The 25,018-nt window shown below is 61.3% G+C and carries 28 protein-coding genes and 3 pseudogenes; 15 read left to right on the top strand and 16 right to left on the bottom strand.

Annotated elements, in window-relative coordinates:
• The first annotated feature begins 2 nt into the window (after positions 1–2).
• The 3 genes from clpX to CI41S_RS23610 are packed head-to-tail and all read left to right on the top strand — an operon-like array spanning position 3 to position 1,662.
• A complete protein-coding gene (gene clpX / locus CI41S_RS23615; protein WP_139861792.1) occupies positions 3–1,280 on the top strand; it encodes an ATP-dependent Clp protease ATP-binding subunit ClpX in 1,278 nt (425 codons plus the stop codon).
• Positions 1,281–1,282: 2 nt separating this feature from the next.
• Entirely contained in the window at positions 1,283–1,456 is a 174-nt protein-coding gene (locus tag CI41S_RS43630) for a hypothetical protein (protein ID WP_172628154.1), read from the top strand.
• Entirely contained in the window at positions 1,453–1,662 is a 210-nt protein-coding gene (locus CI41S_RS23610) for a hypothetical protein (protein WP_057020993.1), read from the top strand. The genes CI41S_RS43630 and CI41S_RS23610 overlap by 4 nt, the downstream gene beginning before the upstream one ends.
• Positions 1,663–1,751: 89 nt before the next feature.
• Here CI41S_RS23610 and CI41S_RS23605 read toward each other — a convergent pair whose 3' ends face one another.
• Positions 1,752–2,663 (bottom strand): LysR family transcriptional regulator, encoded by a 912-nt coding sequence (locus CI41S_RS23605; RefSeq protein WP_139861791.1) that lies wholly within the window; start codon positions 2,661–2,663, stop codon positions 1,752–1,754.
• 100 nt (positions 2,664–2,763) lie between these two features.
• Between CI41S_RS23605 and CI41S_RS23600 the strand changes: the two genes are divergently transcribed.
• From CI41S_RS23600 to hemA, 5 genes are all read left to right on the top strand, one after another.
• A complete protein-coding gene (locus CI41S_RS23600; RefSeq protein ID WP_139861790.1) occupies positions 2,764–3,603 on the top strand; it encodes an SDR family NAD(P)-dependent oxidoreductase in 840 nt (279 codons plus the stop codon).
• Between the two features lie 411 nt (positions 3,604–4,014).
• A complete protein-coding gene (locus CI41S_RS23590) occupies positions 4,015–4,641 on the top strand; it encodes a flavin reductase family protein (protein ID WP_139861789.1) in 627 nt (208 codons plus the stop codon).
• A complete protein-coding gene (locus tag CI41S_RS23585) occupies positions 4,638–5,357 on the top strand; it encodes a hypothetical protein (RefSeq protein WP_139861788.1) in 720 nt (239 codons plus the stop codon). Before CI41S_RS23590 ends, CI41S_RS23585 begins: the two co-directional genes overlap by 4 nt.
• A 290-nt stretch (positions 5,358–5,647) precedes the next feature.
• Positions 5,648–6,007: a hypothetical protein gene (locus tag CI41S_RS23580; RefSeq protein ID WP_244626666.1), complete on the top strand. Its 360-nt coding sequence runs from the start codon at positions 5,648–5,650 to the stop codon at positions 6,005–6,007.
• Positions 6,008–6,109: 102 nt separating this feature from the next.
• The gene (gene hemA / locus CI41S_RS23575) at positions 6,110–7,339 is read left to right on the top strand and encodes a 5-aminolevulinate synthase (RefSeq protein ID WP_139861787.1); all 1,230 of its coding nucleotides are present in this window, start codon (positions 6,110–6,112) and stop codon (positions 7,337–7,339) included.
• Between the two features lie 235 nt (positions 7,340–7,574).
• Here hemA and CI41S_RS23570 read toward each other — a convergent pair whose 3' ends face one another.
• The 5 genes and pseudogenes from CI41S_RS23570 to CI41S_RS23550 form a co-directional block, all read right to left on the bottom strand.
• Positions 7,575–8,450, bottom strand: coding sequence for an alpha/beta fold hydrolase (locus tag CI41S_RS23570; RefSeq protein WP_139861786.1), 876 nt, complete (start codon positions 8,448–8,450; stop codon positions 7,575–7,577).
• Positions 8,451–8,540: 90 nt separating this feature from the next.
• Positions 8,541–8,786: a hypothetical protein gene (locus CI41S_RS23565; RefSeq protein ID WP_244626665.1), complete on the bottom strand. Its 246-nt coding sequence runs from the start codon at positions 8,784–8,786 to the stop codon at positions 8,541–8,543.
• Positions 8,787–8,890: 104 nt separating this feature from the next.
• Complete coding sequence (locus CI41S_RS23560; RefSeq protein WP_347339271.1) at positions 8,891–9,112, bottom strand: antibiotic biosynthesis monooxygenase family protein; 222 nt, start codon at positions 9,110–9,112, stop codon at positions 8,891–8,893.
• 4 nt (positions 9,113–9,116) lie between these two features.
• Positions 9,117–10,476, bottom strand: a pseudogene (locus CI41S_RS23555) (epoxide hydrolase family protein).
• A 33-nt stretch (positions 10,477–10,509) separates the two neighbouring features.
• Positions 10,510–11,050: pseudogene (locus CI41S_RS23550) on the bottom strand (VOC family protein).
• Positions 11,051–11,083: 33 nt separating this feature from the next.
• Between CI41S_RS23550 and CI41S_RS23545 the strand changes: the two are divergent.
• A pseudogene (locus CI41S_RS23545) lies at positions 11,084–11,484 on the top strand (winged helix-turn-helix transcriptional regulator).
• A gap of 160 nt (positions 11,485–11,644) precedes the next feature.
• Here the strand turns inward: CI41S_RS23545 and CI41S_RS23540 are convergent.
• The 10 genes from CI41S_RS23540 to CI41S_RS43625 all read right to left on the bottom strand — a co-directional run bounded on the left by CI41S_RS23540 (position 11,645) and on the right by CI41S_RS43625 (position 21,361).
• Positions 11,645–12,094, bottom strand: a complete 450-nt coding sequence (locus CI41S_RS23540; protein ID WP_139861785.1) for a MaoC family dehydratase — start codon at positions 12,092–12,094, stop codon at positions 11,645–11,647.
• A 45-nt stretch (positions 12,095–12,139) separates the two neighbouring features.
• Positions 12,140–12,898, bottom strand: a complete 759-nt coding sequence (locus CI41S_RS23535) for a sulfite exporter TauE/SafE family protein (protein WP_139861784.1) — start codon at positions 12,896–12,898, stop codon at positions 12,140–12,142.
• Between the two features lie 5 nt (positions 12,899–12,903).
• Positions 12,904–13,431 (bottom strand): helix-turn-helix domain-containing protein, encoded by a 528-nt coding sequence (locus CI41S_RS23530; RefSeq protein WP_244626664.1) that lies wholly within the window; start codon positions 13,429–13,431, stop codon positions 12,904–12,906.
• A 102-nt stretch (positions 13,432–13,533) separates the two neighbouring features.
• On the bottom strand, positions 13,534–16,338 hold the full coding sequence (locus CI41S_RS23525) for an ATP-binding protein (RefSeq protein ID WP_139861782.1): 2,805 nt from the start codon (positions 16,336–16,338) through the stop codon (positions 13,534–13,536).
• A gap of 404 nt (positions 16,339–16,742) precedes the next feature.
• On the bottom strand, positions 16,743–17,666 hold the full coding sequence (locus CI41S_RS23520) for an efflux RND transporter periplasmic adaptor subunit (protein ID WP_139861781.1): 924 nt from the start codon (positions 17,664–17,666) through the stop codon (positions 16,743–16,745).
• Positions 17,663–18,106: a DUF983 domain-containing protein gene (locus CI41S_RS23515; protein ID WP_139861780.1), complete on the bottom strand. Its 444-nt coding sequence runs from the start codon at positions 18,104–18,106 to the stop codon at positions 17,663–17,665. The genes CI41S_RS23520 and CI41S_RS23515 overlap by 4 nt, the downstream gene beginning before the upstream one ends.
• Positions 18,103–18,312 (bottom strand): DUF1656 domain-containing protein, encoded by a 210-nt coding sequence (locus CI41S_RS23510; RefSeq protein ID WP_139861779.1) that lies wholly within the window; start codon positions 18,310–18,312, stop codon positions 18,103–18,105. Before CI41S_RS23510 ends, CI41S_RS23515 begins: the two co-directional genes overlap by 4 nt.
• Positions 18,309–20,363, bottom strand: coding sequence for an FUSC family protein (locus CI41S_RS23505; RefSeq protein WP_139861778.1), 2,055 nt, complete (start codon positions 20,361–20,363; stop codon positions 18,309–18,311). The genes CI41S_RS23510 and CI41S_RS23505 overlap by 4 nt, the downstream gene beginning before the upstream one ends.
• A 270-nt stretch (positions 20,364–20,633) precedes the next feature.
• Positions 20,634–20,990 carry a hypothetical protein gene (locus CI41S_RS23500; RefSeq protein WP_139861777.1) on the bottom strand — a complete coding sequence of 119 codons (357 nt, stop codon included), beginning with the start codon at positions 20,988–20,990 and terminating at the stop codon, positions 20,634–20,636.
• A gap of 233 nt (positions 20,991–21,223) precedes the next feature.
• Positions 21,224–21,361, bottom strand: a complete 138-nt coding sequence (locus CI41S_RS43625; protein WP_172628153.1) for a hypothetical protein — start codon at positions 21,359–21,361, stop codon at positions 21,224–21,226.
• Between the two features lie 220 nt (positions 21,362–21,581).
• Between CI41S_RS43625 and CI41S_RS23495 the strand changes: the two genes are divergently transcribed.
• The 6 genes from CI41S_RS23495 (at position 21,582) to CI41S_RS23475 (ending at position 24,938) form a co-directional block, all read left to right on the top strand.
• Positions 21,582–22,478 (top strand): LysR family transcriptional regulator, encoded by an 897-nt coding sequence (locus CI41S_RS23495; RefSeq protein ID WP_139861776.1) that lies wholly within the window; start codon positions 21,582–21,584, stop codon positions 22,476–22,478.
• Positions 22,479–22,728: 250 nt separating this feature from the next.
• Entirely contained in the window at positions 22,729–22,911 is a 183-nt protein-coding gene (locus tag CI41S_RS23490; protein WP_139861775.1) for a hypothetical protein, read from the top strand.
• A gap of 47 nt (positions 22,912–22,958) precedes the next feature.
• Positions 22,959–23,285, top strand: coding sequence for a hypothetical protein (locus tag CI41S_RS23485; protein ID WP_139861774.1), 327 nt, complete (start codon positions 22,959–22,961; stop codon positions 23,283–23,285).
• 53 nt (positions 23,286–23,338) lie between these two features.
• Positions 23,339–23,569 carry a hypothetical protein gene (locus tag CI41S_RS44555; protein WP_244626661.1) on the top strand — a complete coding sequence of 77 codons (231 nt, stop codon included), beginning with the start codon at positions 23,339–23,341 and terminating at the stop codon, positions 23,567–23,569.
• A gap of 14 nt (positions 23,570–23,583) precedes the next feature.
• Positions 23,584–23,820, top strand: a complete 237-nt coding sequence (locus CI41S_RS44550; protein ID WP_244626660.1) for a hypothetical protein — start codon at positions 23,584–23,586, stop codon at positions 23,818–23,820.
• A gap of 134 nt (positions 23,821–23,954) precedes the next feature.
• Positions 23,955–24,938 carry a helix-turn-helix domain-containing protein gene (locus tag CI41S_RS23475; RefSeq protein ID WP_244626659.1) on the top strand — a complete coding sequence of 328 codons (984 nt, stop codon included), beginning with the start codon at positions 23,955–23,957 and terminating at the stop codon, positions 24,936–24,938.
• The last annotated feature ends 80 nt before the right edge of the window (positions 24,939–25,018 follow it).

The raw sequence follows: 25,018 nt of genomic DNA, 5'->3' as shown, positions 1-25,018 counted from the left end.
CTATGGCAGTTCATTCACTTACGCAAAATGCGCTGTACTGCTCCTTCTGCGGCAAGAGCCAGCACGAGGTCCGCAAGGTCATCGCAGGGCCGACGGCGTTGATCTGCGACGAATGCGTCGAACTCTGCGTGGACATGATCCGCGAGGAGAACAGGTCCTCGCCGGTAGAGTCGCCTGACGGCGTTCCGACCCCGAAGGATATCTGCAAGGTCCTCGACGACTATGTGATCGGTCAGAGCCACGCGAAGAAGGTCCTCTCGGTCGCCGTCCACAATCACTACAAGCGGCTCAACCACCAGACCAAGCACAACGACGTCGAACTCGCGAAATCGAACATCCTGCTGATCGGGCCGACAGGTGCGGGCAAGACGCTGCTCGCGCAGACGCTCGCCCGCATCCTCGACGTGCCCTTCACGATGGCGGATGCCACCACGCTGACCGAGGCGGGCTATGTCGGCGAGGACGTCGAGAGCATCATCCTGAAGCTGTTGCAGACCGCCGACTACGACGTTGAGCGTGCCCAGCGCGGCATCGTCTATATCGACGAAATCGACAAGATCAGCCGTAAGTCCGAGAATCCGTCGATCACTCGCGACGTATCAGGCGAGGGCGTGCAGCAGGCGCTGCTCAAGATCATCGAAGGCACGGTCGCTTCAGTTCCGCCGAAGGGCGGCCGCAAGCATCCGGAGCAGGAGCTTCTGCAGGTCGACACCACCAACATCTTGTTCATCTGCGGTGGTGCGTTCTCGGGGCTGGAGAAAATCATCTCCGCGCGCGGCCGTTCGACCTCGATCGGCTTCGGGGCCCAGGTACTCGCACCGGAAGACCGCCGCAGCGGTGAGATCTTCCGCCATGTGGAACCAGAGGACCTCTCGAAGTACGGGCTGATCCCCGAATTCGTCGGCCGCCTGCCGGTGGTCGCCACGCTCGAGGACCTGGACGAGACCTCGCTGAAGAAGATCCTCACCAATCCGAAGAACGCGCTGGTGAAACAATACCAGCGCCTGTTCAAGATGGAGAATATCGATCTGACCTTCGCAGACGAGGCACTTGGCGCGGTTGCGCGCAAGGCGATCGAACGCAGGACCGGCGCGCGCGGCCTGCGCTCGATCCTCGAAAGCATCCTGCTCGAGACCATGTTCGATCTGCCGGGCCTCGAAGGCGTCGAGCAAGTCGTGATCTCGCGCGAAGTGGCGGAGGGGACCGCGCATCCGCTCTACATCTACGCCGATCGGCCCGATCGCGCGGTGGCAGGCGGCGCGCAATTCAGAAGAGGCTGAAGATGGAAGAATTCTTTCGATTTATCCAAGCGTCTGGGCGCGAACGAAGCCGCCTGATTCATGAACCCTGCGCGATTAGCGACAGCGTCATCCCGTCGGCTCCCGTCAGCAAGCAGGACAAGAAGCCGCCGATGGGTCAAGCAATCAGCAACATCAATGCCGGAGTTGTCTCGTGATCAAGATCATTGCGGTGCTTTGCAGCCTGTCTTCTCCGGCGAATTGCCACGAGCAGATCGTCACCACGTCGGATTTCGCGAACGTCTCGGTGCAGTCATGCTTGATGGGCGCGCCGCAGCTTGCCGACTGGATGACGCAGCATCCGGCCGAGCGTCTCGCGGCATGGCGCTGCGTGATCGGCAAACAGGACGGCAGGGGAGCTTAAAGTAGAAATTGGGTCGCAGCCGGTTCGGTGGTTCAGATCGAGCTCGATCTTGGTCCAGATTTCCGCAAGTCCTTTGTTGGTGGCTGACCCTAAGCGGGCGGCTGGAATTCCCCGAAAACTGTCTTGAGCCTCGGCGCAGCAAAATCGAGGAAAGCGCGGACCTTGATCGGCAGAAACCGGTTGGCCGCGTACACGAGATTGACCGGCAGCGGTTCGGGCTGGAATTCATCGAGCAGAGTCGTGAGATCACCGCGCTTGAGCGCCGCCTGGAAATGGTAGGCGAAGGCAGAGGTAATGCCGATGCCGGCGCATGCTGCGTCACAGGCTGCTTCTGCGCTGCCGACCACGAGCCGTGCGCGTACGGGCACCGCGACAGCTGTCTTATCCTTGAAGAATGTCCAGACATCGGGCGACATGAAACCCGCATAGGTTATGCAGTCATGCCCGGCGAGTTCGTCCGGCGTGCGCGGTGCTCCGTGGGCTGCGATGTAGGCTGGACTAGCGCAAACCACGCGACGCGTCGTGCCGACGCGTACCGCAATCAGGCTGCTGTCGGGCAGGGGACCGATGCGTAAGCCAAGGTCGATCTGCTCCTGAAACAGGCTCTGCACGCGGTCGGCGAGCTCCAAGCTCGCCTTGATATCCGGATAAGCCTTGAGGAAATCAGCGAGAATCGGGATGAGGTAAGCGCGGCCAAGTCCCACCGGAGCGGTTACGGTCAGCTCTCCGGTCGGCTCAGAATATTCGCCGGATGCGGCGCGCTCGGCCTCGGTTACATCAGCCAAAATCCGCCTGCACGCGGCGAAGTAGGAGCTGCCTGCATCGGTCAGGACCAGCTTGCGGCTTGAACGGTTGAACAGCTTCGTCCGGAGATGTGACTCGAGCTCGGAGACCTTGCGGCTGACCGTTGCCAGTGGCGTCTTGAGTCGCCGCGAGGCGGCCGACAAGCTGCCAGTCTCGACCACGGCCAAAAAAGTCGACATCGACTCCAGGCGATCCATCGGTCCGTCCCTTCCGTTTTGTGGAAAGATAACTCTCAAAATTAACGTATAGCGTCAAATTCCGGAAGGTCATAGGTGTGGGCGGCAAAGGAGAACGTCCATGAGCACTACGACCCAAGGCACTGCCCTCATCACGGGCGCATCCGCCGGCATCGGAGCCATCTATGCCGATCGTCTGGCCAAGCGTGGTTATGACCTGATCCTGGTCGCCCGCGACAAGACCCGTCTCGCCAGCCTGGCGCAGCGCTTGCGCAGTTCAAGCGGCCGCTCCGTTGATACGGTCGCAGCCGACCTCAACGACAAGACGGATCTCGCCAAGATCGAGGCGATCTTGCGCGCCAACGCGGACATCACGCTCCTGGTCAACAATGCCGGCGTCGGGGCCACAGCGCCGCTGCTCAACGCCGACGTCGCGAAAATGGATGAGATGATCCGCCTCAATGTCGGCGCGCTCACGCGCCTGAGCTATGCCGCAGCCCCGGGCTTCGTCGCCCGTGGCGTCGGCACCATCATCAACATTTCGTCGATTGTCGCGATTTCTCCCGAGACGCTCAATGGCGTTTACGGTGGCAGCAAGGCCTACGTGTTGGCTTTCTCGCTCTCGCTGCATCACGAACTCGCCGAGAAGGGTGTGCGCATCCAGGCCGTCCTGCCCGGCGCAACCGCGACAGATTTCTGGGACGTCGCCGGCGTGCCGTTGCACCACCTCCCGGCTGCGATCGTGATGTCCGCCGACGACATGGTCGACGCCGCTCTGGCCGGTCTCGACCAGGGTGAGGTCGTCACCATTCCCGCGCTCGCCGACAAGGCCGACTGGGATAGATACGAGGCCGCGCGCCGCGCGATGTCCGGCAAGCTCTCAAGCGCCGTTCCCGCTCCCCGATACGGGGTCGGAGCGAACGGCCCCACGCCGAAGGCTGCCGTAGCGTCTGCAAAGTAACCCAATCACCACCGTAACCTAAGGAAAGTCGAACCAAAGGAGATGTAGTCATGAAACGTTTAGTGCCGTTTGCCGCCTCGCCATCGCGAACGGAATCGATGCGGCCGCCGCTGCCGAACTCCCCATTTATGAATCAACAGGCTTCCCGATCACCGCGCACCAGGTTTCCGTGATGGGTGCAGGGCATGTTGAGGAGACTTCCTCCGTCCCCGCGCTCACGCTGGGTGGCATGCCTGCCTCGCCCAGTCAGATCCAGGTCTTGACGGCGCACAAGCAGCTTCTCGGCAGCAAGCCTCAAAGCTGACGGCTTATGCGTAACCAAAGAGCCAACGCGCGATGGTGATTCAATCTGATCCCATCGCGCTTTAGCTCCTACCGGATCGGCCACGCAAGCTGAGGATTGGAGAAGCTGTGGAGTTCGATTTCGAAAGGATGGGCGCGCCCGAGCGCTACAAATTGCTGCTGGCGACAGTTTTGCCGCGGCCGATCGCATGGGTGACCACGCGTGATGCTGCCGGGGCCATCAACGCCGCGCCGTTCTCATTCTTCAATGTCTTCGGCAGCGACCCCGCGACCGTCGGTATTGGCATTGGCAGCAAGGAACCGGCTGAGCCAAAGGACACGCGCGCCAATATTCGCGGCAACGAGCAGTTCGTCGTCAATCTGGTGCCGTTCGCACTGGCCGAGCAGATGCGCGTCACGTCAATTGCCTTTCCAAGAGGCGTCGAGGAGCTGAAAGAGGCGGAACTGTCGCTGGCACCCTCGATACGGGTCGGCGTTCCCCGTATCGCGGATGCGCCGGTCTCGATGGAGTGCACCTTCATGCAGGAAATCGCGCTCGGCAGCTTCAGCCTGGTGCTCGGCAGGATCCTGATGGTGCATGTCAAGGACGAGGCTGTGACCAACGCGGCGCGCCAGCACGTCGATGCCGAAAAGCTTGACCTGATCGGACGCATGGAAGGCGGCTGGTATACGCGCACGCGCGATCGTTTCGAAATGCCCGCGATCGCTCTTGAAGATTGGAAAGAAAAGCCATGAACGAGTTACTCACGAAAGTTCTCAACGCCCACGGCGGTCTGGAGCGCTGGCGTAGCTACAACAAGGTTGAGGCCACGATTGTCAGCGGCGGCGGCTTCTTTGCCTTGAAAGGCGTCCTGCAGGACGCGAATCCGCGCCGCATGACTGTATGGCTGCACGAGGAGCGATCGTCCGTCACACCTTATGGCGTGGCCGATCAGCGCACAATGTTCACCCCAGACCGCATCGCCATCGAGAAGCTCGACGGAACGGCCGTTGCCGAGCGGCGCATGCCCAGGGACTCATTCGCCGGACACCAGATGCACACGCCCTGGGATCCCCTGCATCGCGCCTATTTCAACGGCGAAGCCCTATGGACCTATCTCGCGACGCCCTTTGCCTTTGCGATGGATGGCTTCCGTGTCGAGGAGACTGCCCCTTGGCAAGAGGGCAAGGAGACATGGCGGGTGTTGCGTGTCTATTTTCCCGGCGCGATCGAGACGCATTGCCAGGTTCAGGATTTCTTCTTTGACGAGCAACTTGAGCTCCGCCGCCACGACTACAGTGTCAACATCGCCGGTGGCTTCCCCGCCGCGCAACTGATGCTGGAATATACCGAGGCAAACGGCATGCGCTTGCCGAGCAAGCGGCGCGCCTATACGCGCGGCCCCGACCGGCGTCCGATCCTGGATATGCTGATGGTGTCGATCGACATCAGCGACGTAACCTTTTCGTAAGGCGAAGGCGCGGCGGATGAGGCCGGTCGTCACGATTTGCAGGAATTTGGATCGCTTCACTCGCTCCTCGCTGCCTGGTCGCGTATCGATTTGCCTCGCGAGGCAGACGGCTTCGCAAGTGTTCGGTGCCCGGCGCGTTCCCGACCCTTGTTCTCGCCGGGCCTGCTCGCGGCCGGTCCTTCCCCTCCCGGGGACCGGCCGCGCCCTCCGTTCGATTGACGTGTTGGATCGGAAGGATGCGGAGGTTTCTTGGATCGGAGTAATCAACGACCACAACCTTGGAGCACATGATGAAGAAGCTTCTCACTTATGCTGCAGCGGCGAGTTGCTTGCTCGCATCCTTCTCCGTCGCGCAGGCGCGCTCCGCGTATGATGGGTCTTGGGATCTTCGCTTCGTGACGCAAAGGGGCGCTTGCGATCCGACCTACAATTTCTCGGTCAACGTCAACAATGGCGTCGTCATGCATCCGAATCTGGTGAAGTTCAGAGGCTATGTAACGCGCTCCGGCACCGTTCGCGCTTCCGTGACTGTTCAGGACAAATACGCGTCCGGCTCAGGCCGGCTTTTGGGCAGTTCAGGTCGCGGGACATGGAGCGGCTATTCGGGAAGTTCGCGTTGCTCGGGCTATTGGACCGCCGAGCGAAGTTGACGACATGATCGACGCATTCGCCACGATTGCATGGGCATCACGGCCTTCTGGATCGCGGGAATGCCGATCGTTGAGCGCAAACTTGGACGGAGATGTTGCTCTATGACCTACGATCGATTTTTTTCCGCCGCGCTTGCCCGCCTGCATCAGGAACGGCGCTACCGCGTGTTCGCCGATCTCGAGCGCATCGCCGGGCGTTTCCCGCGCGCAACATGGCATTCTCCAGATGGACCGCGTCCGGTCGTGATCTGGTGCTCGAACGATTACCTGGGCATGGGCCAGCATCCCAAGGTGATCGGCGCGATGGTTGAAACGGCGACGCGGATGGGCGCGGGCGCCGGTGGTACGCGCAATATTTCCGGCACCAACCATCCGCTGGTCGAGTTGGAGCGCGAACTCGCTGACCTCCACGGCAAGGAAGCGGCGCTGGTCTTCACCTCGGGCTACGTATCCAACGAAACCGGCATCCCTACCATTGCCGGGCTGCTTCCTGATTGCGTGATCCTGTCGGACGCCTGGAACCACAATTCGATGATCGAAGGCGTGCGGCGTGCGGGCGTGGACAAGAAGATCTGGCGCCACAACGACGTTGCCCATCTCGAAGAGTTGCTGGCGGCGGAGCCTCCGGAACGCCCGAAGCTGATCGTGTTCGAAGCGCTCTATTCGATGGACGGCGACGTCGCGCCTGTGAAGCGGATCTGCGATCTTGCAGAGCGCTACGGAGCCATGACCTATATCGATGAGGTCCATTCGGCCGGCATGTACGGCCCGGCCGGCGCCGGCATTGCCGCGCGGGAAGGGGCCTTGCACCGCATTGACGTGGTCGAGGGGACGCTTGCGAAGGCCTTCGGCGGTCTCGGCGGCTACATCGCGGCAAATGCCGATATCATCGATGCGGTGCGCTCCTACGCGGCGGGTTTCATTTTCACCACCGCACTGCCGCCGGCGGTTTGCGCCGCCGCGACTGCGGCGATCCGACACCTCAAGGCGTCGCAATGGGAGCGCGATCGCCACCAGGAACGCGCGGCGCGGGTCAAGGTCGTGCTCAATTCTGCAGGCCTACCGGTCATGCCCAGCGAGACGCACATTGTGCCCGTCATGATGGGGGATGCGGAGACGTGTAAGGAGGCGAGCGATCTCCTGCTCGCCGAGCACGGCATCTATGTGCAGCCGATCAATTATCCGACTGTCCCGCGCGGCACCGAGCGGCTGCGCATCACGCCGACGCCCTACCATGATGACGCACTGATCGACGCGCTGGCTGAAGCGCTGGTCGACGTATGGGTGCGACTTGGATTGCCATTGCGACGCCATGCGCTCGCGGCGGAGTGACTGGCCATCACAAGGCAGCATCGGTACAAGCCTCATATCCAGCACAGGCGCCAATTTCTCTATCCACGCTCGCGGTTTGGCGATTAGCAAGACCTCCTGGGCAGGCTTTGGCCTACGCGGGATGCCGTACAGCAGTTGATTGTGAATCGGCATCCGAGGACTGATCGGCATCCCAAGTGTCTGATGGTATACGCGAAGGGAATGCACGTGCCATTTTCGCTCCGTTCGCCGGTCATCATCGGAGGGCGCCACGAATCTCCTCGATTGTCAGCATTGGATTTTGCAGGTGTGGGAAGTGCCCTATGCCCGGAAGAAGTGTCAGTTTCGCGCGGACGCGCTCGGCGAACTCCACTCCCATCTCCTTGTTGATATAGAGGTCTTTCTCGCCCCAGACGATCTTCAAAGGTGTCTTGAGCCTGGCAAGTTGCGATTCGAAGTGGTCCTGCTCTCGCGTGAAGTGAGAGTAGTAGCGGGAGAACGCGTCAACCGACGTCATCGCTCCCTGGGTCCATCCCTCGGCCATGTCGTCCTTGAACTCGCGCGCAATTTCAAAGTGCGCTTCCGCGGGCAGACCTCTCGTGAAGGGGTTCTGCAGAATCTCGTCGCGATTGGCGTTCATGTTGGCGCGGACCTGAGCCATCGCGGGTCCCTCCTTGAGGCTTTGCAAGCTCGCGAACATGTGTTGGGGCCTGTTGAACGGGGCGAAATCGCCCACGATGATCATCCTTGCGAGATTGGGTCTTTCCACGGCCAGCAGGAGGGTCGGTAGCGCGCCGATATCGGTCGCGTAGATCGTCAGCTTCGATGTGTCGATCCCCGCTTTGCCGATGTATCGATCCAGAATTTGCGCGTAGTCTCTGGGCGCATAGGAAAACCTGTCGACCGTTGGCCTCGATGAGAGGCCATAACCCGGCCAGTCGAAAGCGTGGACCTCGTACTCATCGGCCAACGCCCTGGCGACGTCCTTCCACGCGTACAAGGTCTCCGGAAACCCATGCAGGAAGAGGACGGCCCCCTTCGGATTCGCGCTGCGCAGAACCATGCGCCTGAGCGTGATATCCTGGTCGATCTCGACAAAATCGATCGTCTTGTCGTTCACCGGCTGTGACATGATGTCCCCACACATTTCAAGGTTTCGGCTGCATGCCCTACAAGAAGCGAAGCGGGTTGAGCGGACCAATGGGGATCAACTCGAAGCTGATCATATGCGCTTTACCCAAGGGCAGCTTCTCGAGCATTTCGTGGGCGACGGCAGGATCGGTGGCGTTGATGATGAACACCACGCCCCGCTTCCCTGCAGCGAGTACCATGGCTCGATCTTGCCCTCGAGGTAGAGGTCGACGGTTTCCCGAACCTCATCCGGCAGGACGGCAAACACCTGCGCTTGTTCAAAACCGGGATTGATGGTCCCGATGGCGAGAATTTTGGTCGTCGGCGTCGTTTTCATGGCGGTCTCTTGTGCGTTTGCGGAATTAAAGCCGACAAGGCAGACAACAAAATGCCAATGCGGCGGCATAAATGAATTTCATGCTGCTTCCCCTGCGGTCTTGGCTATTCAATCGGTGTGCATCTGGTCGCGATGACTTTGATGACGGTGTCGGCTGTCTCTTCGCGGAATTGCTTGATTGACGCGGCGGCACGGTGGTCCTCGAAAGCTGCGTCATCCTGGTAGACTTCATAGATGAGGATTCGGGATAGGTCGTCGCGAGGCAGCACCGCTTCGAATTGCAGGGTGCCGGGTTCGTCCTTCAGGCATGCGCGCGCCGATGTGATCAGATCAGGCTGCGCGGAGAGAGCGGAAGGCGTCGCGGACTTCTCTACTGAAGATGTCCGGCTGCTCCCAGGCGGCGAAGTGGCCGCCGGCTTCGGCCTGATGGAAATAGATCAGCTTGTGATAGGCCTTCTCGGCCCAGCTCCGCGGCGCGACAAAACTCTCGCCGGGAAATGCCGTCACGGCCGCCGGGATCGAGACGTCGGCGGGCAGATAGAGGTTGATCTTGTTTTCCCCGCGCCGAGGAAATCGCGGTATTGGTCACCCAGTACAGCGTGATATTGTCGAGCACGTCATCGCGCGTCAGCGCGCCTGCCGGATGTCCATTGACCGAGCGCCCGAGCACGGCCGATTGCATGGCCGAGGCCGGCTGCGCCCAGCCGTCGCCGTGGTCGAGCAGCCAGGCGGCAAGGCCGGTCGGTGAATCCGTCAGAGCTGCGAGCGTCTGCGGACGCGTCCCCATGATCTGCGCATAGGCGCGGCGCTTGGTGAACTGTACCTTGAGCTGATCGAAGGCGTGCAACTCTTCCGCCGACAGGTTCGCCGGAGCCGGCGTGCCCGAGGCGACCACTTTGAAGACATCAGGCGGAACGACGCCGGGCAGGTTGACATGGATGCCGATGAGTTCCAGTGCGCCGAGCTTGGCCATCTCATTGGTAACGGGCGAGCCCCAGTCGCCGCCCTGTGCGACGAATTTCTGGTAGCCGAGCCGCAACATCAGCACGAGCCAGGCGCGCGCGATGCGTTGCGGATCCCAGCCCGTGGCCGTCGGCTTGCCGGAGAAGCCGTAGCCTGGCATCGACGGGATCACGAGGTGGAAGGCGTCGCCGACACTGCCGCCATGCGCCGTCGGATTGGTCAGGGGCTCGATGATTTTGAGCTGCTCGATGACAGAGCCGGGCCAGCCATGCGTGACGATCATCGGCAGCGCATTGTCATGCTTGGAGCGAACATGAATGAAATGGATGTCGAGCCCGTCGATCTCAGTGATGAACTGGGGCAGGGCATTGAGCCGTGCTTCCACCTTCCGCCAGTCGTAATCGGATTGCCAGTAGCGGACGAGGTCCTGCCGCATCGCCAGCGGCAGGCCCTGGCTGTCGTCGGCGACCGTCTCTTTCTCGGGCCATCGCGTCGCGGCGAGGCGCCGGCGGAGATCGACGAGGTCGGCTTCGGGCACATTGATGTGAAACGGACGGATTTCGTCGATCGTCGCAGCGGGTGCCGAGTGCAGCGGGAACAGGTTGGCGACGCCCGTGGCCGCGATGGCAAACGCTGCCGTGGTCAGCAGATTGCGCCTCTCGTGATTGATGACGTCGGTGTCCGTGTGTGCCGCCGCGAGAGCGGCCGGTTTGATATGCGCGGTCATGGCTGGTCTCTCTGGCAAGTGTTGCGGGCGCGGTCAGTCGGGCAGTTTCTGGCCGGACTGCTCACCGGCGATGTAGGCGGCGTACCAGTCGGGCCAGTTGGCATCGTGGCCGCCGGTACGTTTCTCGTGCTCGCCATGCGCGGCGGCTGCGCGCTTCAGCGCTGCGGCGAGAGAGGCGTCCCGGCAGCCGCTGCGTGACCTGCGGCACCAGCCAGACATTGCCGTCCTGATCGCTGAACGTCGCGAGCGAGCCGTAGCTTGGGCGGTCCGGGTCCGGACCCGCGATGCGTCCATGCGGGCCGCGATGAAACACTTCGCTTACCTCGACGCCGCGCGCGATCAGATCGGCGCGCGCCGCCTCGATGTCGTTCACGATGAGGAAGTGGGGCAATGGAGGCGTTGTGCCAAGCTGGATGGAGGCCGGCGAGCCCGGAGGCGTCAATTGCACGGCGCGGGATCCGTCGGGCCTGACGAAATCGGCATCCAGTCGCCAACCCAGGTTCTCGTAGAAGCGCTTGGCGCGGTCGACCCAACGCTCTGTCCGGTTGCTCGGGCCGAGAACGTCGTCGGCGATCGCTGGACGGTGCTCATTCTACGCGAGTTGTTCATGCGGATGCACCGCTTTGATGAGATCCAGGCGCAGACCGGCGGAACGCCGCAGATGATCGCGACGCGCCTGAAGGTGCTCGAAGCCGACGGATTGGTGAAGCGGCGCGTCTACAGCAAGCGCCCGCTGCGCCACGAATATCATCTGACGGAGAAGGGCGAGGTCTTCTATCCCGTGATCCTGGCGCTGCGCGCCTGGGGCGAGACCTGGTGCAAATCGCCGAAAGAGGGCCGCGCCATGAACTACATCCACCTCGTCTGCGGCGAGCCGGCGGGGCTCGGGCCGGTCTGCGAGTCCTGCGGCAAGCCGCTTCGCCGCGAAGAGATGAGCGCCGAGCAGGCTCCCAAATATCGAAGTGAGCGGCTCTGGCGCGGCGCGACGCCTTCAAGGAAAGCCCTTGAGAACGATGCGGCCTCCGGTCGCGCGCAACTACGCCACCGTGCTTCTACTAACTTGTCGGCAGAGCATCGCCAATCGAGACCCTGCTTTCAGGGGCTGAATGGACATAAAGCAGGGCTGGTCCCGACTTCCATATCGGTTTTGGTCCGCTTCGAAGACGGTTCATGCGCCCGGGCGACGCGGAACGATGGTCATGGGAGTGAACGCATAAACTGCCTGGCCATGCTGGTTGTACATCGTCCATTTCATGCCCACGGTGCCTTGCGGTTTGGTCTTCGAGGGAGTGAGGCTTTCGATTTCGCCCTCCAGATACAGGACGTCGCCGGGGCGCACTGGCGCCATCCAACTCACTCCGCCTCCAATCCCGATAATTGGATGATCACCGAAAGGGCGGCTTTCAACCAACAGCCTCATTGCAATTGCGGCTGTATGCCATCCCGAAGCCGCAAGACCTTTGAAGAACGTTTTGGCGGCTGAGACTTCGTCCAAATGCATTGATTGGGGGTCAAATTCTGCTGCGAAGCGTTTGATTTCTGGAGCGGTGATGCGGGCTTCACCGGTCCTGAATTGCATCCCGATGGCAAGGTCGTCAAACCACTCGATCATAGCCATAAACATTCTCCTCTCGACTACCAATCTGGGCTGCTCTGGATCGTCCTAACCAAGATAGCCGTGCACACCGTCCCACAATAGCTTCAGCGCAGTGATCACCAGCAATCCATAGCAGGCCCGATAGATCTGGCGCTGGTCCAGCCTGCCGTGAAGCTGCCAGCCGGCCCACACGCCGGCGGGAACAGCGAGCAGGCACGTCGCCATCACGATCCAGACGTTATGGCCTGGCCTCACCAGCAGCAACCAAGGCACAGCCTTGAGCGCATTGCCGACGGTGAATAACATGCTGCTCGTTCCCGCATAGACGTCCTTCGCGAGCCCAAGCGGCAGCAGATACATCGCAAGCGGCGGTCCACCGGAATGCGCGACCATCGAGGCGATTCCGGAACTGAGGCCGGCGGCGACCGCTTTCCGCGTTGAACGAGGCTGGATCGTCACCTCGGGGCCGCCGAAGAACCACAGCACGACGAAAATCAGGGTGACCACGGCCATGACGATTGCGACGGCCCGATGGTCGAGCACCCGAAACAGTGCGTAGCCGAGGCCGATTCCGGTCACGAGCCCCGGCAACAGCATTTTGAGGTCCGGCTTCGACCAGGTCGAGGGCTTCCAGTAGCGTAGCGCGTACAGGTCCATGGCGATGAACAAAGGCGCGAGCAGGCCGCCGGCGGTCACGGGGTCCATCACCAGCGACAGCATGGGAATGCCGACAATGGCAAAGCCGCCGCCGAACGCACCCTTCATGAAGCAGATCAGGAAGACGCCGGCAAAGGCGACGAGGATCGTGGTGGCGGTCAGTTCCATGGCTCCTATCCGACGCTCTCGAAAAAACTCTCGCCGGAATTGGCGGGCGCCAGGGCGGCTTCCTTGAAACCGCTCCTCGCGCGCAGCGCATTGATGTCGAAGGACGCCGTCACTTCGCGGCGGTATTGGCCAGGAGCCATGCCCGTCGACTGCCGGAATGCGCGAGAAAAGTTTGCCTGGCTCGAGAACCGAAGAGACAGCGCGATTTCGACCAATGACGTTTCGCCTTCGGTCAACAGGACTTCCGCGCGCTCAAGCCGCCGCGCAATGACATAGCGGTGAGGCGATTGCCCGACGGATTGCTTGAATGCTCGCGCGAAGTGGAACCGGCTGAGGCAGGCGACCGAAGCCAGCTCATCCAGGGTGAGGTCGCCTTCCAGATGCCTATCGATGTAATCAAGGACGCGAAACAGCCGGCGTCGATCGAGCCTTCCCTTGGCCGACGGGCCGATCGATCGAGTACCTGGCGCCGTGGTTCCCGGTTGATGGAGCCTCGCGGCAAGGGCGATCGGTAGACTGTTTTCGATTTCCAAGGCGGCCTCCTGCCAGTTCTCGCGGGATTGCACCTCGCGAAAATAGGCGGCCGAACGGCGTGCGCGGCATCCGTCAAATGACCAGTCCGGTGACCGATGGGATCAGGCTGCCGTAGGACCGGCCGTGGCGAGGATGGCAGACAGGCCCGATCGGGAGGTGATTCCGATCTTCGAAAAGACCCGCTGCAGGTGGTAGCCGACGGTCCGATGAGACAGATAGAGCCTTGCCCCGATGACCTTGTTCGAAAGTCCTTGCGCTGCCAGCTGGGCGATGTGCAGCTCCTGCGGGGTCAGGTTCTCCCAGACTTGCGCGGTCCGGCGAAGGCTTGCCTCGCCCGCTGCTCGCAATTCTTCCCGCGCGCGATCACTCCACGGCGAAGCGCCAAGCGCGTCAAAAATATCACGTGCCTGGCGCAGCGGGGCCCGCGCATCGGCGGCGCGACGCTGCCGGCGCAGCCAGGCGCCGTAGCCAAGCAAGAGACGCCCACGCAGGAAGGGCCAATTCTTCGCGGCCGGCCCAAGGCCTTCCAGGAAGTATCGTTCGGCTTCCTCATTCGTCGCGACCAACGCCTTGCCGTAGGACAACATCGTTTGGACCCACGGCACCGGTCCTGGGCCAGATACGCGCTCCATCTCATCGATCACGCTGCGCGCGTCCTGCACTCGATCCGAATGAACAGCCGCCTCGACGAAGTCGGCCAGTGCAAAGAACTGCAGACCCGCGTTGAAGGCCGGATCGGCAGGCGCGAACAGGCGCTGCAGATGCGCGAGTGCCTCTGAATGGCGGCCGGCGCTGATAGCTGTAATGCCTCGCGCCAGTTGCAGCATCGCGAGCAGGAAGCTCGCGCCGCTGGGCAAAACGAGGCGTTCCGCTTGACTCGCATACTCTTCGGATCGCTGCAGATTGCCTTGCATGCCGGCAACCTTCGCCTTCACGATGGCAGCTGCTGCCTTCCACACAAGGGATCCGATCTCTTCGGCAAAACGGATCGCTTCCTCGGCTTCTCTCATTGCGCCAATCCAGTCGCCGACTTCCATTTCGGCCCATGCCTGAGCGAAAAGCGCGCGCGCCAAGTTGCCAATTCGAGCCTGCTTACGCAGCTCCGCGGTGGACTCAGCCAGAAAAGTCACGCCAAGATCGAATGCGCCGACGACATTCGCAGTGCTGCCAAGGATTCGCGCGACATGCGGATCGTTGCCCCTCCTTTCGGACAGCGCCTTCAGCTTGGCGTACACCTCGCCGCCGCGGCGAAGCGGTTCGGCATAGGCGCATATCGCGATGCCGCGTGAGTCGAGCTCCAGGAGCTTCAGTCGCCTTGCTCCGGCGAGAACCTCTGAGCAGGTGTCACTGCTCGCGTTGCTCCACCAGCAGCGTTGTGCCGCGCGCCAGAGAAGATTGCTTGCCAGGTCCTTTGCCCCGCCCGCATGTGCCTGATCGGCAAATTTGATCAACGCGGAGATCTTGCCCGGATCATTGATCGTCAGGAACTGGCTCATTTCCCGACACCACCCGACCCGCGCTGTACCCAACTCGTCTGACGGATCAACCGCGGCCTCTCGCAACAGATGCTCGAGCAACTTCGGCCGCCCGAGGTCCGTCACAATTTCGGCGGCCTGCAAAAAGCGCTCTCGCCTGGCTTCGGCTGTCTTGCTCAGCTTTGCAGCAATCTGCAGGACTTCGACAACGCTGCTGCCGGCCCCTCTGCGCTGCGCTCGATGTGCCATCAGATCCAGTTCGCCAGCCAATTCATCGTCAGGACCCATTGCCGCCGCTGCACGATGCCAAAGCTTGCGATCCTGATCCTCGATGACCCCCGCGAGTGCGGCGTGAACCTTTTGACGCACGGAAAGGTCGGCAGCCTGGTGGATCGCGGATCGCACGAGAGGATGCCGAAACCGCGCCTCTGTTGCATCGAGATCGACGAGCTTGGCCGAGACCGCAAGGTCGAAGGCTGCAACGTCAATGGTCCGAGCCAGCAGCACCTCGCCGGCACGCATGATCTCGTAGAGAGAGCTTCCGTCGTTTTCAGCCGCGACATACAGCAGCATGCGCGTGACCTCGGGAAGGTCGGACAGACGGCTGGAGAAGGTGCGTTCAAGCCGCTCCGTCAACGGGAGCCATGCCGCCTCGCGATCGTCCTCCGACCGCAAGCTGCGCGGCAGCTCCACCAACGCCAGCGGATTTCCGGCGGCTTCTCTTAAAAACCGGTTGCGCAGATTTTCGGAAAGGCCGGGCGCCTTCATCTCGAGCAACCGGGTCGCATCGGCTTCGCTGAGAGCCGGAATGGCGTGTCGCAAGGTGTGGGCGTCGCCAAATGGAAGCTCGAAACCCTCGCGCAAAGCGAGCAGCAGAACGATGGGATCAGAACTCAGCCGACGGGAAACAAATGACAGGACCTGGCGTGTCGGTTCATCCAGCCATTGCGCATCGTCAACCACCAGCAGGATTGCCTTGTGATATGGGCTTTCAGTCAGGAGTGCCAGCGTCGCAAGCGCGACGAGCCAAATATCCGGTGCGTCGGTCGTTGCGTCGCCCATGCCAAAAGCATTGAGCAAGGCAGACCGTTGATGAGCAGGCAAAGACTTTGCCTGCCTCATGAGCGGATGCAGCGCCTGCTGAAGCCCAGCGAAAGCCAAATGCGCTTCGGCGAGAACGCCCGTCATGCCGAGTACGGCCATGCCGCGTTCCCGCGCTCGATCTTTGGCTTCCTCAAGCAGCGCCGATTTACCAATTCCAGCTGCTCCGGTGATGAAAAGCGTAGCTCCACCTTGATCGATTCGGTCAAGTAGCTCATCGATCAGAGCGATTTCCGCTTCGCGTCCCAGCAAGGATGGCGCCCTGGATCGCGCGATGCGGTCGCGCTCCTTCTGCCGGGGTACGGTAGATCTCTTCAGCCGTTTCGCCATCGTTGGCTTCGCGCCCTGCCGGAGACGATTCCAGTCCCGAGGACGCAGCTTATCACGTGCCAACGAAGAGGACAGGCGCGATTCTATTGGCACGAACGTCGATTATCCGGTCGGGGATGCGGCCAAAGGGCACGAAGCGCCTCGATGGTGTGGGCCGCAAATACACTTGCGCTCGCCAACGCCAGAAAGGTTATCAGGATATTCACGAAGCCCATCCTCGCGCTCGAGAAGGCTGGTTTCCTGAGGCAAGGCGCCAGACGTCTGCCTGGTCGAGGACAGACACCGGCGCCGTCCAGGTAAGATTCGTCTCGCGAACCGGCGTGAGTGTGCGGTTGTCGAGGATGAGCCATTCCTCACCAACCCGTGCTGCCAGGTGATGTTGTAGTGCTCGGGACATGTCCGTGCTACCGTGAAGCGGCTTGTCGGTTGCGAGCTTTGCTGGTGTCGCCCTGCGAGGCCGGCTCAAGGACTTCGACGGTTGCCGTGGCTCCGGCAACGAGTTCGTTGCGCTCGTCGGCGCGGTCGAGCGCGATCCGGACTGGGACGCGCTGGGCCAGCCGCACCCAGTTGAAGGTCGGATTGACATTGGCAAGGAGGGTGGTGCCGTTGCTGCGATCGCGGTCTTCGATACCGGCTGCAACGCTCTCCACCTTGCCTTGCAGCACATGGCTGCTTCCCATAAGCCGCACGGCTACTGGATCGCCGACGTGAATGCGCTGCAACTTGGTTTCCTCGAAATAGCCCTGGATGTGCAGCGTGTCGGTATCGAGCAGCGCCATCACACCCTTTCCCGGGGTCAAGTAGGCGCCCGGTCGCAGCTCGTTATTGGTGACAATGCCGCTGACGGAGGCGCGCACCTCGCTGCGCTCTAGATTGAGCCTCGCAAGAGCGTGGTCGGCCGTCGCCTGATCATAATTCGCCTTTGCCGTGGCTTGCGTGGCGACGACCTGATCCATCCTCTGCCTGGAAACAACGACGTCCGTGGTTAGGGAGCTGTACCGCTTCAGGTCCGCATCGGCATTGACGAGGATCGCCCGTTTCGCCTCGAGCACCGCCTCGGCCTGCTCCAGCGCGATGGCGTACCGTGCCTGATCAATCCGGAACAGTACGTCGCCGCGTTGAACTTGCTGGTTGTCCCGGACGAGCACCTCGCTCACGAAGCCGGAAACATCGGGCGCCACGGGCACCACGTCGGCTCGCACGTGACCATCACGTGTCCAGGGCGCATCAAAATAGTAGTCCCAAAGTTTGTAGCCGGCCCACAGCGCGAGCAGTAACGTGAGCGCGGTCGGCGCGAGGCGGCGTAACGCATTCGAGGCAGCTTTCATGGCACCAACTCCTTGGAGATGAAGTTCGGCAGGCGCGCGTCACCATCGCGGGCTTCTCCATCCCGGTGGCGTCTGGCGGCTTCGAAGCCGTGCATGCCGGTCTGCCATTGCAGGCCGACGATTGTCCCCTTCACGGGCTGCAACAAAAAGAGAGCCGCGAGCCCGGTCACAGGCATCCAGATCAGCAATTGGAGCCAGGCGGGAGGCGAATAGGCCATCTCGACGGCAAGAAGTGCCGGCACGACAAGGTGGCCAACGATAGCGATCACGAGATAGGCCGGAAGGTCGTCGGCGCGTTGCGGCGTGTAGTCCTCGCCACAAGCCTTGCAGCTGTCGATGACCTTCAGGAAGCGACCGAACAGATGGCCTTGACCGCAGTTCGGGCACTTCATCGTGAATCCGCGCCATAAGGCTTTCGGGAGCGAAACAGAGGCTGTCACGAAAAGAACTCCGTGGAAGCAAAGGTCAGGCCGGCGACAAGGCAGACGTAGAGCGTGAAATCGAACAGCGCAGGGTGCCAGATCTGGCGATACAAGCCCGCCCGCGCGATCAGCTTGCTGACGATGCGTGCAAGCACAAAGGCAATCACGCTCCACAGCACCAGGCTCGGAACGAGGACACCGAACAGATCAAGCTCGTATCTCATGCGGCTATCTCACGTGGCTCTGGCGACAACGGCTGGTAGGCCGGAGCCTCCGGGAAAAGACCGGAGCGAATTCCGGCGAGGGCGATGACTGCCTGGTTGCGCGTCTCACTCGCCGGCTCCCGCAACGTGAACGGAATCGTGCTATCGAGCTGTCCGAGCACGTCGTCCGGGAGTTGACCGGCACCTGGGGTCGCGAATATCGCGGCAAGACGCGCGAGCAGCATTTCGATCGCGCTTCTTGCGGGCAGCGACAGGTCGAGGCTTGCCTGCCTGACATCGATGATGTTCAGCGCCGTCCGCAGCAAGCGAAGATTGGCGGCATCGCTTTTCGCTTCTGCGGGAACCGCGGCAATGCGCTGAGCAAGCAGTGCGAGACGATGCTGCATCAGGCTCGCCACTGCGACGCGGTCCTGCCATGACTTGCGTACGGCAACCGCGGCCAAGGTCTCGCGGTTGCTGCGAAGCAGCCTTCTCGCGATCCAGTCGGTCCCGAAGAAACGAACAATACCCGATATGACGCCCGTGAGCCCAACGCCCAGCATCAGCGCGACGCTAGAATTCGCGAACGAAGCGAAATCCGCCGTGTAAAACGGCTGCAGCGTCAGCTGCACAGCGATAAAGTTGGCAAGGAGGGCGCCAATAGCGGCTGTCGCGGGACGCGCGGCCATCCATCCAAACAGCAGGAACATCGGCATCAGCGCGGCCATCAGCATCTCGATGGTAGTCACTCGTGGTAAGATGCCAAATATGTAGATTCCATTCAGCGCAACGACGACGATGACCGCTTTGTAGAGATTGCGAAATACCGGGAGGGGTTCGTCCGCGCTGGCGAGCAATGTGCCGAGGATGGCCGAAAACAGAGCTGCCGTCGTGCCGTCGGCCCAGCCGGTGCCGATCCAGAATGCAAAGCATGCCAGCAAGGAGAGCGTCGTCGCCGCGGCAGACCAGAGCGCAATCCCGCGATCACGATGCGCGGCGGCGTGCCCCGATACATCGAGCGTGAAGGCGAGCGTGAGCTGTTCAGGATCCCGGCCTTCGGCGATCGCCAGGCGCAGCGCGCGGCAATCCTGCATGATGTCGATGAGGTTGCGGAGCTGATTGACGAGGCTCGCTGCCATGATCCCGGTCCAGTCGGCATCCGGGTATAGCGCTGGCCGCACCTCGGCTAGTGCGGTACGTATCAGATCCGCTTCCGCGCGACCCTGACTGCCATCTGTCAGCCAGTTCGCAATCCTTGCGCAGATCATCGCGAGATTGACCGGCATTCCGCCCCCGGAGTCGAGCGCCACCATGCGGTCCTCGATCGAGGAAAACATCGGGAGCAGTGCCAACATGTGCCGGCGCAGACGCTGCAGGCCGCGCACGATCGATGCGGACGTGGCAGCGTCATAATCGAGATGGTTGCAGAGCTCGTCGATTGCGGACGCAGCAGCGGCAAGGCGCATGCGTTCGTCTTCGCGCTTTGGATCGTGGCTGCCGCCGATCAGGACGTTTGCGCAAAGCAGGCTTGCATTTGCAAGCCAGGCATCCGCCTGACCCGCGACGGCAGAAGCGACGCTCCGAGGCAGCACGAGCATCGAAAACACGCTCGCGCAGATGATTCCCAGCGTGATTTCCTGCACGCGCGAGACCGCGACGTCAAACGTCAATTCGGGTGTCGAGAGAACCGGAAGTCCGACAATTGCAATGGTGTAGCCCGCTAACATGAATACGTAGCCGCGCGGGGTGCCGTCGAGCAGCGCGATATACAGGAATGCGCCGACCCACACTGCGATTGCGAGGCTGAGCAGTTCGGGCGCATCCACGAGGTTCGGAACCAGAGCGATCGCACCTGCCGCGCCGATCAGCGTTCCCAGGATGCGATAGACCGCTTTCGAGGAGGTCGCTCCGGTCAGGACGTTGGAGGTAACATACACGCTCGTCATCGCCCAATAGGGGCGCGGCATGTCCAGCAGCAGCGCGAAGTAGAACGCCAGCATTGCTGCTGCAAATGTCTTCAGTGCAAAGATGGGGGCGGCATGTCGGTCCCGAAAAGAAGGAGCTTGAGCCATGGCGATTTGCGCTGTCGGAAAACGATGGTTTCAGAAGAGGGGATTGCTCGAGATTTACGGCCTTGCGTCTGCTTGTGAGGCCGCTGCGAATATCTTCAAGTTGCATTCCCGCGACCCCGGGCGCTCTACCCTGCAGTGGACGGTTTCAGTCGAGGTCCGGATAGCACCAATGCTGCCATCGGGCTTCACGACCGTTACGAACACCATGAGGCACAGCACCTTGGCAGCGAGCACGGCAAGGCAGAAAACGTCTTTCATGTGAGCTCCTGATCAATCGAACTCGACTGTGCTGGTCATACGAGCTCCGAGCGGTCGCGGCTTTGCTCGGATTGCGGACGCTTTGTCATTTGTTGCTGTCGGCGTGTCTTGATTCCCGTTGATCGCCGCGAGCGCGTCGAATCGATTGCGCTGATTAGTCTGCGCGAGCTTCTGGTTCGGGATGGCGTCCTGCCTGGCCTCTAACTCAGCCGGGGCCGACATTTCCGAATGTGCGGTATCGAACACGATCCGTTCCGGCCATTTGTGGTCCGAACGGATCCGAAGATGCACCTTCTCACTGAGGGCAATCGCAGAAGGCAAAGGCGCAGCGGGAGCCGGAAGCCACCAGTCGGCGGCAAGCAGCACCACGAACAGGGTACTTCCGACCCAGACAAAGTACTCGCGTAGAGGCATGACAGGCGGACCCACAGCGACTGAGCGAGGGCGCTGGCACGTGGTGGCGCCCATTGCCCTCCATGACGCGACGGTAGTGCAATGGCGGCGCACCGGCTTTGCATTGCCTGCTGTCGTCTTGTCGTTTCTTGCTTCGAGCGCAGTCGGGGGCGTCGCAACTCGCAAGCTCCAGCCAAAGTCGGAAGCACTTACTGATCCGTCGGGTCCGGAATCATCCACGTGGAGATCGTCTGCCAGCCATCACCCGACTTGCGCTGGTACGCGACGAAGTCCGCGTCGTCTCCGTGAAGAATTTCGTACCGATAGGATTCCAGATGTCTCGTCATCGAACTCTCCTCAGTGTTTGAGGACGGGCGTTCTCTTGCCGTCCTCTAAGGAGATCAATTGACAGGCCTGCCTTGGAAAGGGGCGCACGTGGAAGGGGTCCTTCCGAGCGGCGGAAGGTCGCGCGATAGGCCTGCTCGGCTATGCCGATGTCGTCTTCCGAAGTAAGGGGGGATGTGGCAGAATCGGAAAGTACGCTTCCAAAATATGGAAGGGGCTTCGATGGATCGCCTGGAAGCGATGTCGACCTTTCTGACCGTCGTCGAGCAGGGCAGCCTGTCCGCGGCGGCGCGGCGATTGAACACGCCGCTTACGACAGTCAGCCGCAATGTATCCGAGCTCGAGTCTCACCTGCGAACGAAGCTCTTCAATCGATCGAGCCGGCAGTTGGTGCTAACGGATGCAGGTACTTCCTACCTTGCGGCCTGCAAGCGCATTCTGACCGATGTGAACGAAGCGGAGCGTATCGCGTCCGGTGAGTATACCGCCCCGACAGGCGAACTGAGTGTGACCACCCCATTGGGCCTTGGGCGCGTCATCCTCATGCCGATCATCGCGGGCTTCCTCAAGACCTATCCAGATATCAAAATCAGAATGATCCCCACCGATCAAAAGCTGAGCTTGGCGCAGGAGCAAATCGACGTCGCGGTGCGCATCGGCGAGTTGCCGGATTCGAGCCTGGTCGCGTTGCGGCTCGGCACGACGCGCCGAGTCGTGTGCGCCAGCCCCGCCTATCTGGCGGCCCGTGGAACGCCGCGCACGCCGGAAGATTTAGTCAAGCATGATTGCATCAGTTATCCTGGCTTCTCGCCACCCGATGTCTGGACGTTCGTCAGAGGCAACGAGACTATAGCGGCGCCGGTGCATACGCGGTTCATCGTCGGCAGCGCTGAAGCGGCTTGTACCGCAGCCCGGGCTGGTATCGGAATTTCCATCGCCTTTGCTTACCAAATCGACGCTGGTCCGGAAGAAGGGGCATTGACAACCGTGCTGGATGAATTTCAGCCGCCCCCAATGCCGGTCAATCTGGTGTATACGGCCAACCGGTTTCTACCGATCAAGGTACGGGCTTTCCTGGACTTTGCGGCACCGCGGCTTAAGCGAGCCTTCGCGGGGTAGGCCGCCGCTCCGATCTCCGCTGTTGAGACGATGCGGCGTGCTAGGCGACAAAAACGCACCGCGTCAGCACGTAATCCCCTTCCGAAATGCTCGTGCGCGCCACTTCGGCTGACCGAGATGATCAGCACTTGGTCTGACTTCCAAAATCTGGAAGGATGACTCCCGATTTGCCCGCCTGTTGACCCTGGCCTTACGCCCCACCTCCCAGTCATGACCTGCCGGAAAACGGCGTTACGAACTGGAGGCGAAAATGGGTGAAGTTATCCAATTTATCCCGAAGGCCGAGCGCGAACGGCTCCGCCTGATACGAGAAGCCCGCGCGAACTACGAGAGCGTCTTCCCGTCGGGCGATTCCGCCAATAGGCAGCTCGACAACGCACCAATCGTCATTAACGGAACCTGGATTCATCAGGGCGGCGAACCGTTGTCGTAACCAGCAACGTAGCTGCGCTCGATAGTCAACCATTGGGAGAAATCGCTATGTCAATCCGCAACATACTTGTTGTCGTTGCGTTCAGTCTCGCCTCTCTGACTGCCGCCCGGGCAGAAGGCCTGCGTCCGATTGAGGGCAAGAGCATTGACCTCGGCGGGACGTCGGGGCTCGCTTACTACACCGCCGAGCGCGATGGATTTCGCGTGATCGCCACTCTGGCGCAAGGCGAGACAGGAACGCCGATCCGCGTCGTATCGGTCCTTACGCCCGGCCAGCGCGCGGTTCTCTCAACACCGCAACAAGCTGACGCAATCGAGATCAGCCGGAACGACGATAGTTTACTTGTTCGCAAGGCGAAGGCGGCCACGAACTGAAGTTCGGCTGGAAACAGCACGCAGTCGTCAAGCGGAATGGAAGGAAACTGCACATGTCCACCATCCACCTCCATCGGACGACTACCGCGACGCCCGAGCAGTACCTCGCCGCGCTCACCGATTTCGGGCCTGGTCGCTCGAAGCTGTTTGGCAACAGCGCCGACGCGTACCTCAAGGTGCATCACCGGGGCGGCTTGCAGGCCGATGTCACGAGGCTCGGGCGGGATCTGGGAGCGCTGCATTATGACTGGTCCGATCCCAATCGAGTCGTTCTGACGACGTGACTCCAACGTGTGGGGTGGCGCCCTGGGGCCACACCTACACCTTCAGACGTCAACCCGACGGCACCACCGACATCGACGTGGTTGTCGTACGTGACGGCAAGAACCTGATGGGGCGGCTGCTCGGTTTCGTGCTCGGGACCATCGGCCGCCGCGTTTTGGAGGAGGCGTTTGAAAACTCGGTCAAGGCCATCGAAGCCCAGAACGAAAACGTCAAGCATCCAGACACGGGCTTGTCCGACCTCGCCGCTTGAGCAGTCGGGTAATGGGCGAAACGGCGGGAAATGGCCGTCATCACCGTCAAGACAAGAGACATCGCTTATCTCGCGACAACGGTTTCCGGATATCGGATTGCACAGCATTGGAGCCAACTCTGCAGGAGAGTGTCTTGGACATCCAACATGATCAGCCGGCCGCTGCGACTCCCTATGGATTGAAGCATTACGGCTTCGAGGGGATTCAGTCATCCTCAGCGGATCGAGGTTGGTCCGGCCTGTCGGCCCAACTGTGTGGCGTCGTTCGCAAAGGGGTGATCCCATGGAGGACGCCACAATCCGATATCAGGATTTGTGTCGATACCCGCGGCAATGATTCGCTGGTCACGCGGCGGGCCCCAGGCGTCGAAAGCCGGATAATCGCAAGGCGAGGTACGGTGTGGCTCTCTCCTCCCGGCCTGCAGGAAGGTGCGGTTGATATCGCCGAAGATTTGACGGGGATCCTACATATATATCTTCCGGTGCGCCACTTCTCGCCGAGCAATTTCGACATCAATGTCGATCTGGTTGCAGTCAGCACACTCAGCTACGAAAGGGCACTTGAAGATCCGCTTCTGGCCGAGATCGGATTTGCGATCGCATCGGAGCTACGGAGTGAAACCTCCACCGGCGGTCTACTGGTAGGATCGCTCGCATCCAGCCTCGCGGCGAGGCTGATTCAAAAGTATGTCACCGCATCATCCGCTCAAGCCTTTCCTCGTCATACAAGTCAAGGGCTTGATCGGCGCCGACTCCAGCGTGTGCTGGATTACATTGAGGCGAACCTGGAAGGCGATCTCAACCTTGATCTCATGGCATCCATTGCCTGCCTGAGCCGATACCACTTTGCCCGTGCCTTCAAGCAAGCCATAGGACAGCCCCCACATCGTTATGTGAGCGCCAGGCGCCTTGACCGCGCGAAAGCCCTGTTGATGCGGGGTGATCGATCGTTGGTGGATATTGCGCTGGCTCTCAGCTTTTCTGACCAAGCCAGTTTCACGCGGGCATTCAGGCAGGCCACAGGTCAGGCGCCCGGCCGGTATCGCCACGAGTTTGGATCGCGGCGTCACGGATCGTCGCCGGCTGATATCGGGCAGGCTCTCTCGATGCTGGCGTGATGCCGCGGGTGTATTGGCCATCTTTGGCCAGCAAGAAATGACAATATCACAGCATGCGATGCAAAGAATTCGGCCGGTCC

It is taken from the genome of Bradyrhizobium ivorense (assembly GCF_900696085.1).
In the GTDB taxonomy this organism is placed as follows: domain Bacteria; phylum Pseudomonadota; class Alphaproteobacteria; order Rhizobiales; family Xanthobacteraceae; genus Bradyrhizobium; species Bradyrhizobium ivorense.
The sequence above is the reverse complement of the archived record's forward strand: the minus strand, read 5'-3'. Positions and strand labels throughout refer to the sequence as shown.

Bases quoted from the DNA above. Each gene is read 5' to 3' on its own strand.
- CI41S_RS23600 (WP_139861790.1), top strand. From the start codon at position 2,764: ATGAGCACTACGACCCAAGGCACTGCCCTCATCACGGGCGCATCCGCC.
- CI41S_RS23570 (WP_139861786.1), bottom strand. From the start codon at position 8,450: ATGTCACAGCCGGTGAACGACAAGACGATCGATTTTGTCGAGATCGAC.
- CI41S_RS23485 (WP_139861774.1), top strand. From the start codon at position 22,959: ATGTCAATCCGCAACATACTTGTTGTCGTTGCGTTCAGTCTCGCCTCT.
- CI41S_RS23510 (WP_139861779.1), bottom strand. From the start codon at position 18,312: ATGAGATACGAGCTTGATCTGTTCGGTGTCCTCGTTCCGAGCCTGGTG.
- hemA (WP_139861787.1), top strand. From the start codon at position 6,110: ATGACCTACGATCGATTTTTTTCCGCCGCGCTTGCCCGCCTGCATCAG.
- CI41S_RS23525 (WP_139861782.1), bottom strand. From the start codon at position 16,338: ATGGCGAAACGGCTGAAGAGATCTACCGTACCCCGGCAGAAGGAGCGC.
- CI41S_RS23605 (WP_139861791.1), bottom strand. From the start codon at position 2,663: ATGGATCGCCTGGAGTCGATGTCGACTTTTTTGGCCGTGGTCGAGACT.
- CI41S_RS23520 (WP_139861781.1), bottom strand. From the start codon at position 17,666: ATGAAAGCTGCCTCGAATGCGTTACGCCGCCTCGCGCCGACCGCGCTC.
- CI41S_RS44555 (WP_244626661.1), top strand. From the start codon at position 23,339: ATGTCCACCATCCACCTCCATCGGACGACTACCGCGACGCCCGAGCAG.
- CI41S_RS43630 (WP_172628154.1), top strand. From the start codon at position 1,283: ATGGAAGAATTCTTTCGATTTATCCAAGCGTCTGGGCGCGAACGAAGC.
- CI41S_RS23540 (WP_139861785.1), bottom strand. From the start codon at position 12,094: ATGGCTATGATCGAGTGGTTTGACGACCTTGCCATCGGGATGCAATTC.
- CI41S_RS23565 (WP_244626665.1), bottom strand. From the start codon at position 8,786: ATGAAAACGACGCCGACGACCAAAATTCTCGCCATCGGGACCATCAAT.
- CI41S_RS23585 (WP_139861788.1), top strand. From the start codon at position 4,638: ATGAACGAGTTACTCACGAAAGTTCTCAACGCCCACGGCGGTCTGGAG.
- CI41S_RS23505 (WP_139861778.1), bottom strand. From the start codon at position 20,363: ATGGCTCAAGCTCCTTCTTTTCGGGACCGACATGCCGCCCCCATCTTT.
- CI41S_RS43625 (WP_172628153.1), bottom strand. From the start codon at position 21,361: ATGACGAGACATCTGGAATCCTATCGGTACGAAATTCTTCACGGAGAC.
- CI41S_RS23490 (WP_139861775.1), top strand. From the start codon at position 22,729: ATGGGTGAAGTTATCCAATTTATCCCGAAGGCCGAGCGCGAACGGCTC.
- CI41S_RS23495 (WP_139861776.1), top strand. From the start codon at position 21,582: ATGGATCGCCTGGAAGCGATGTCGACCTTTCTGACCGTCGTCGAGCAG.
- CI41S_RS23535 (WP_139861784.1), bottom strand. From the start codon at position 12,898: ATGGAACTGACCGCCACCACGATCCTCGTCGCCTTTGCCGGCGTCTTC.
- CI41S_RS23580 (WP_244626666.1), top strand. From the start codon at position 5,648: ATGAAGAAGCTTCTCACTTATGCTGCAGCGGCGAGTTGCTTGCTCGCA.
- clpX (WP_139861792.1), top strand. From the start codon at position 3: ATGGCAGTTCATTCACTTACGCAAAATGCGCTGTACTGCTCCTTCTGC.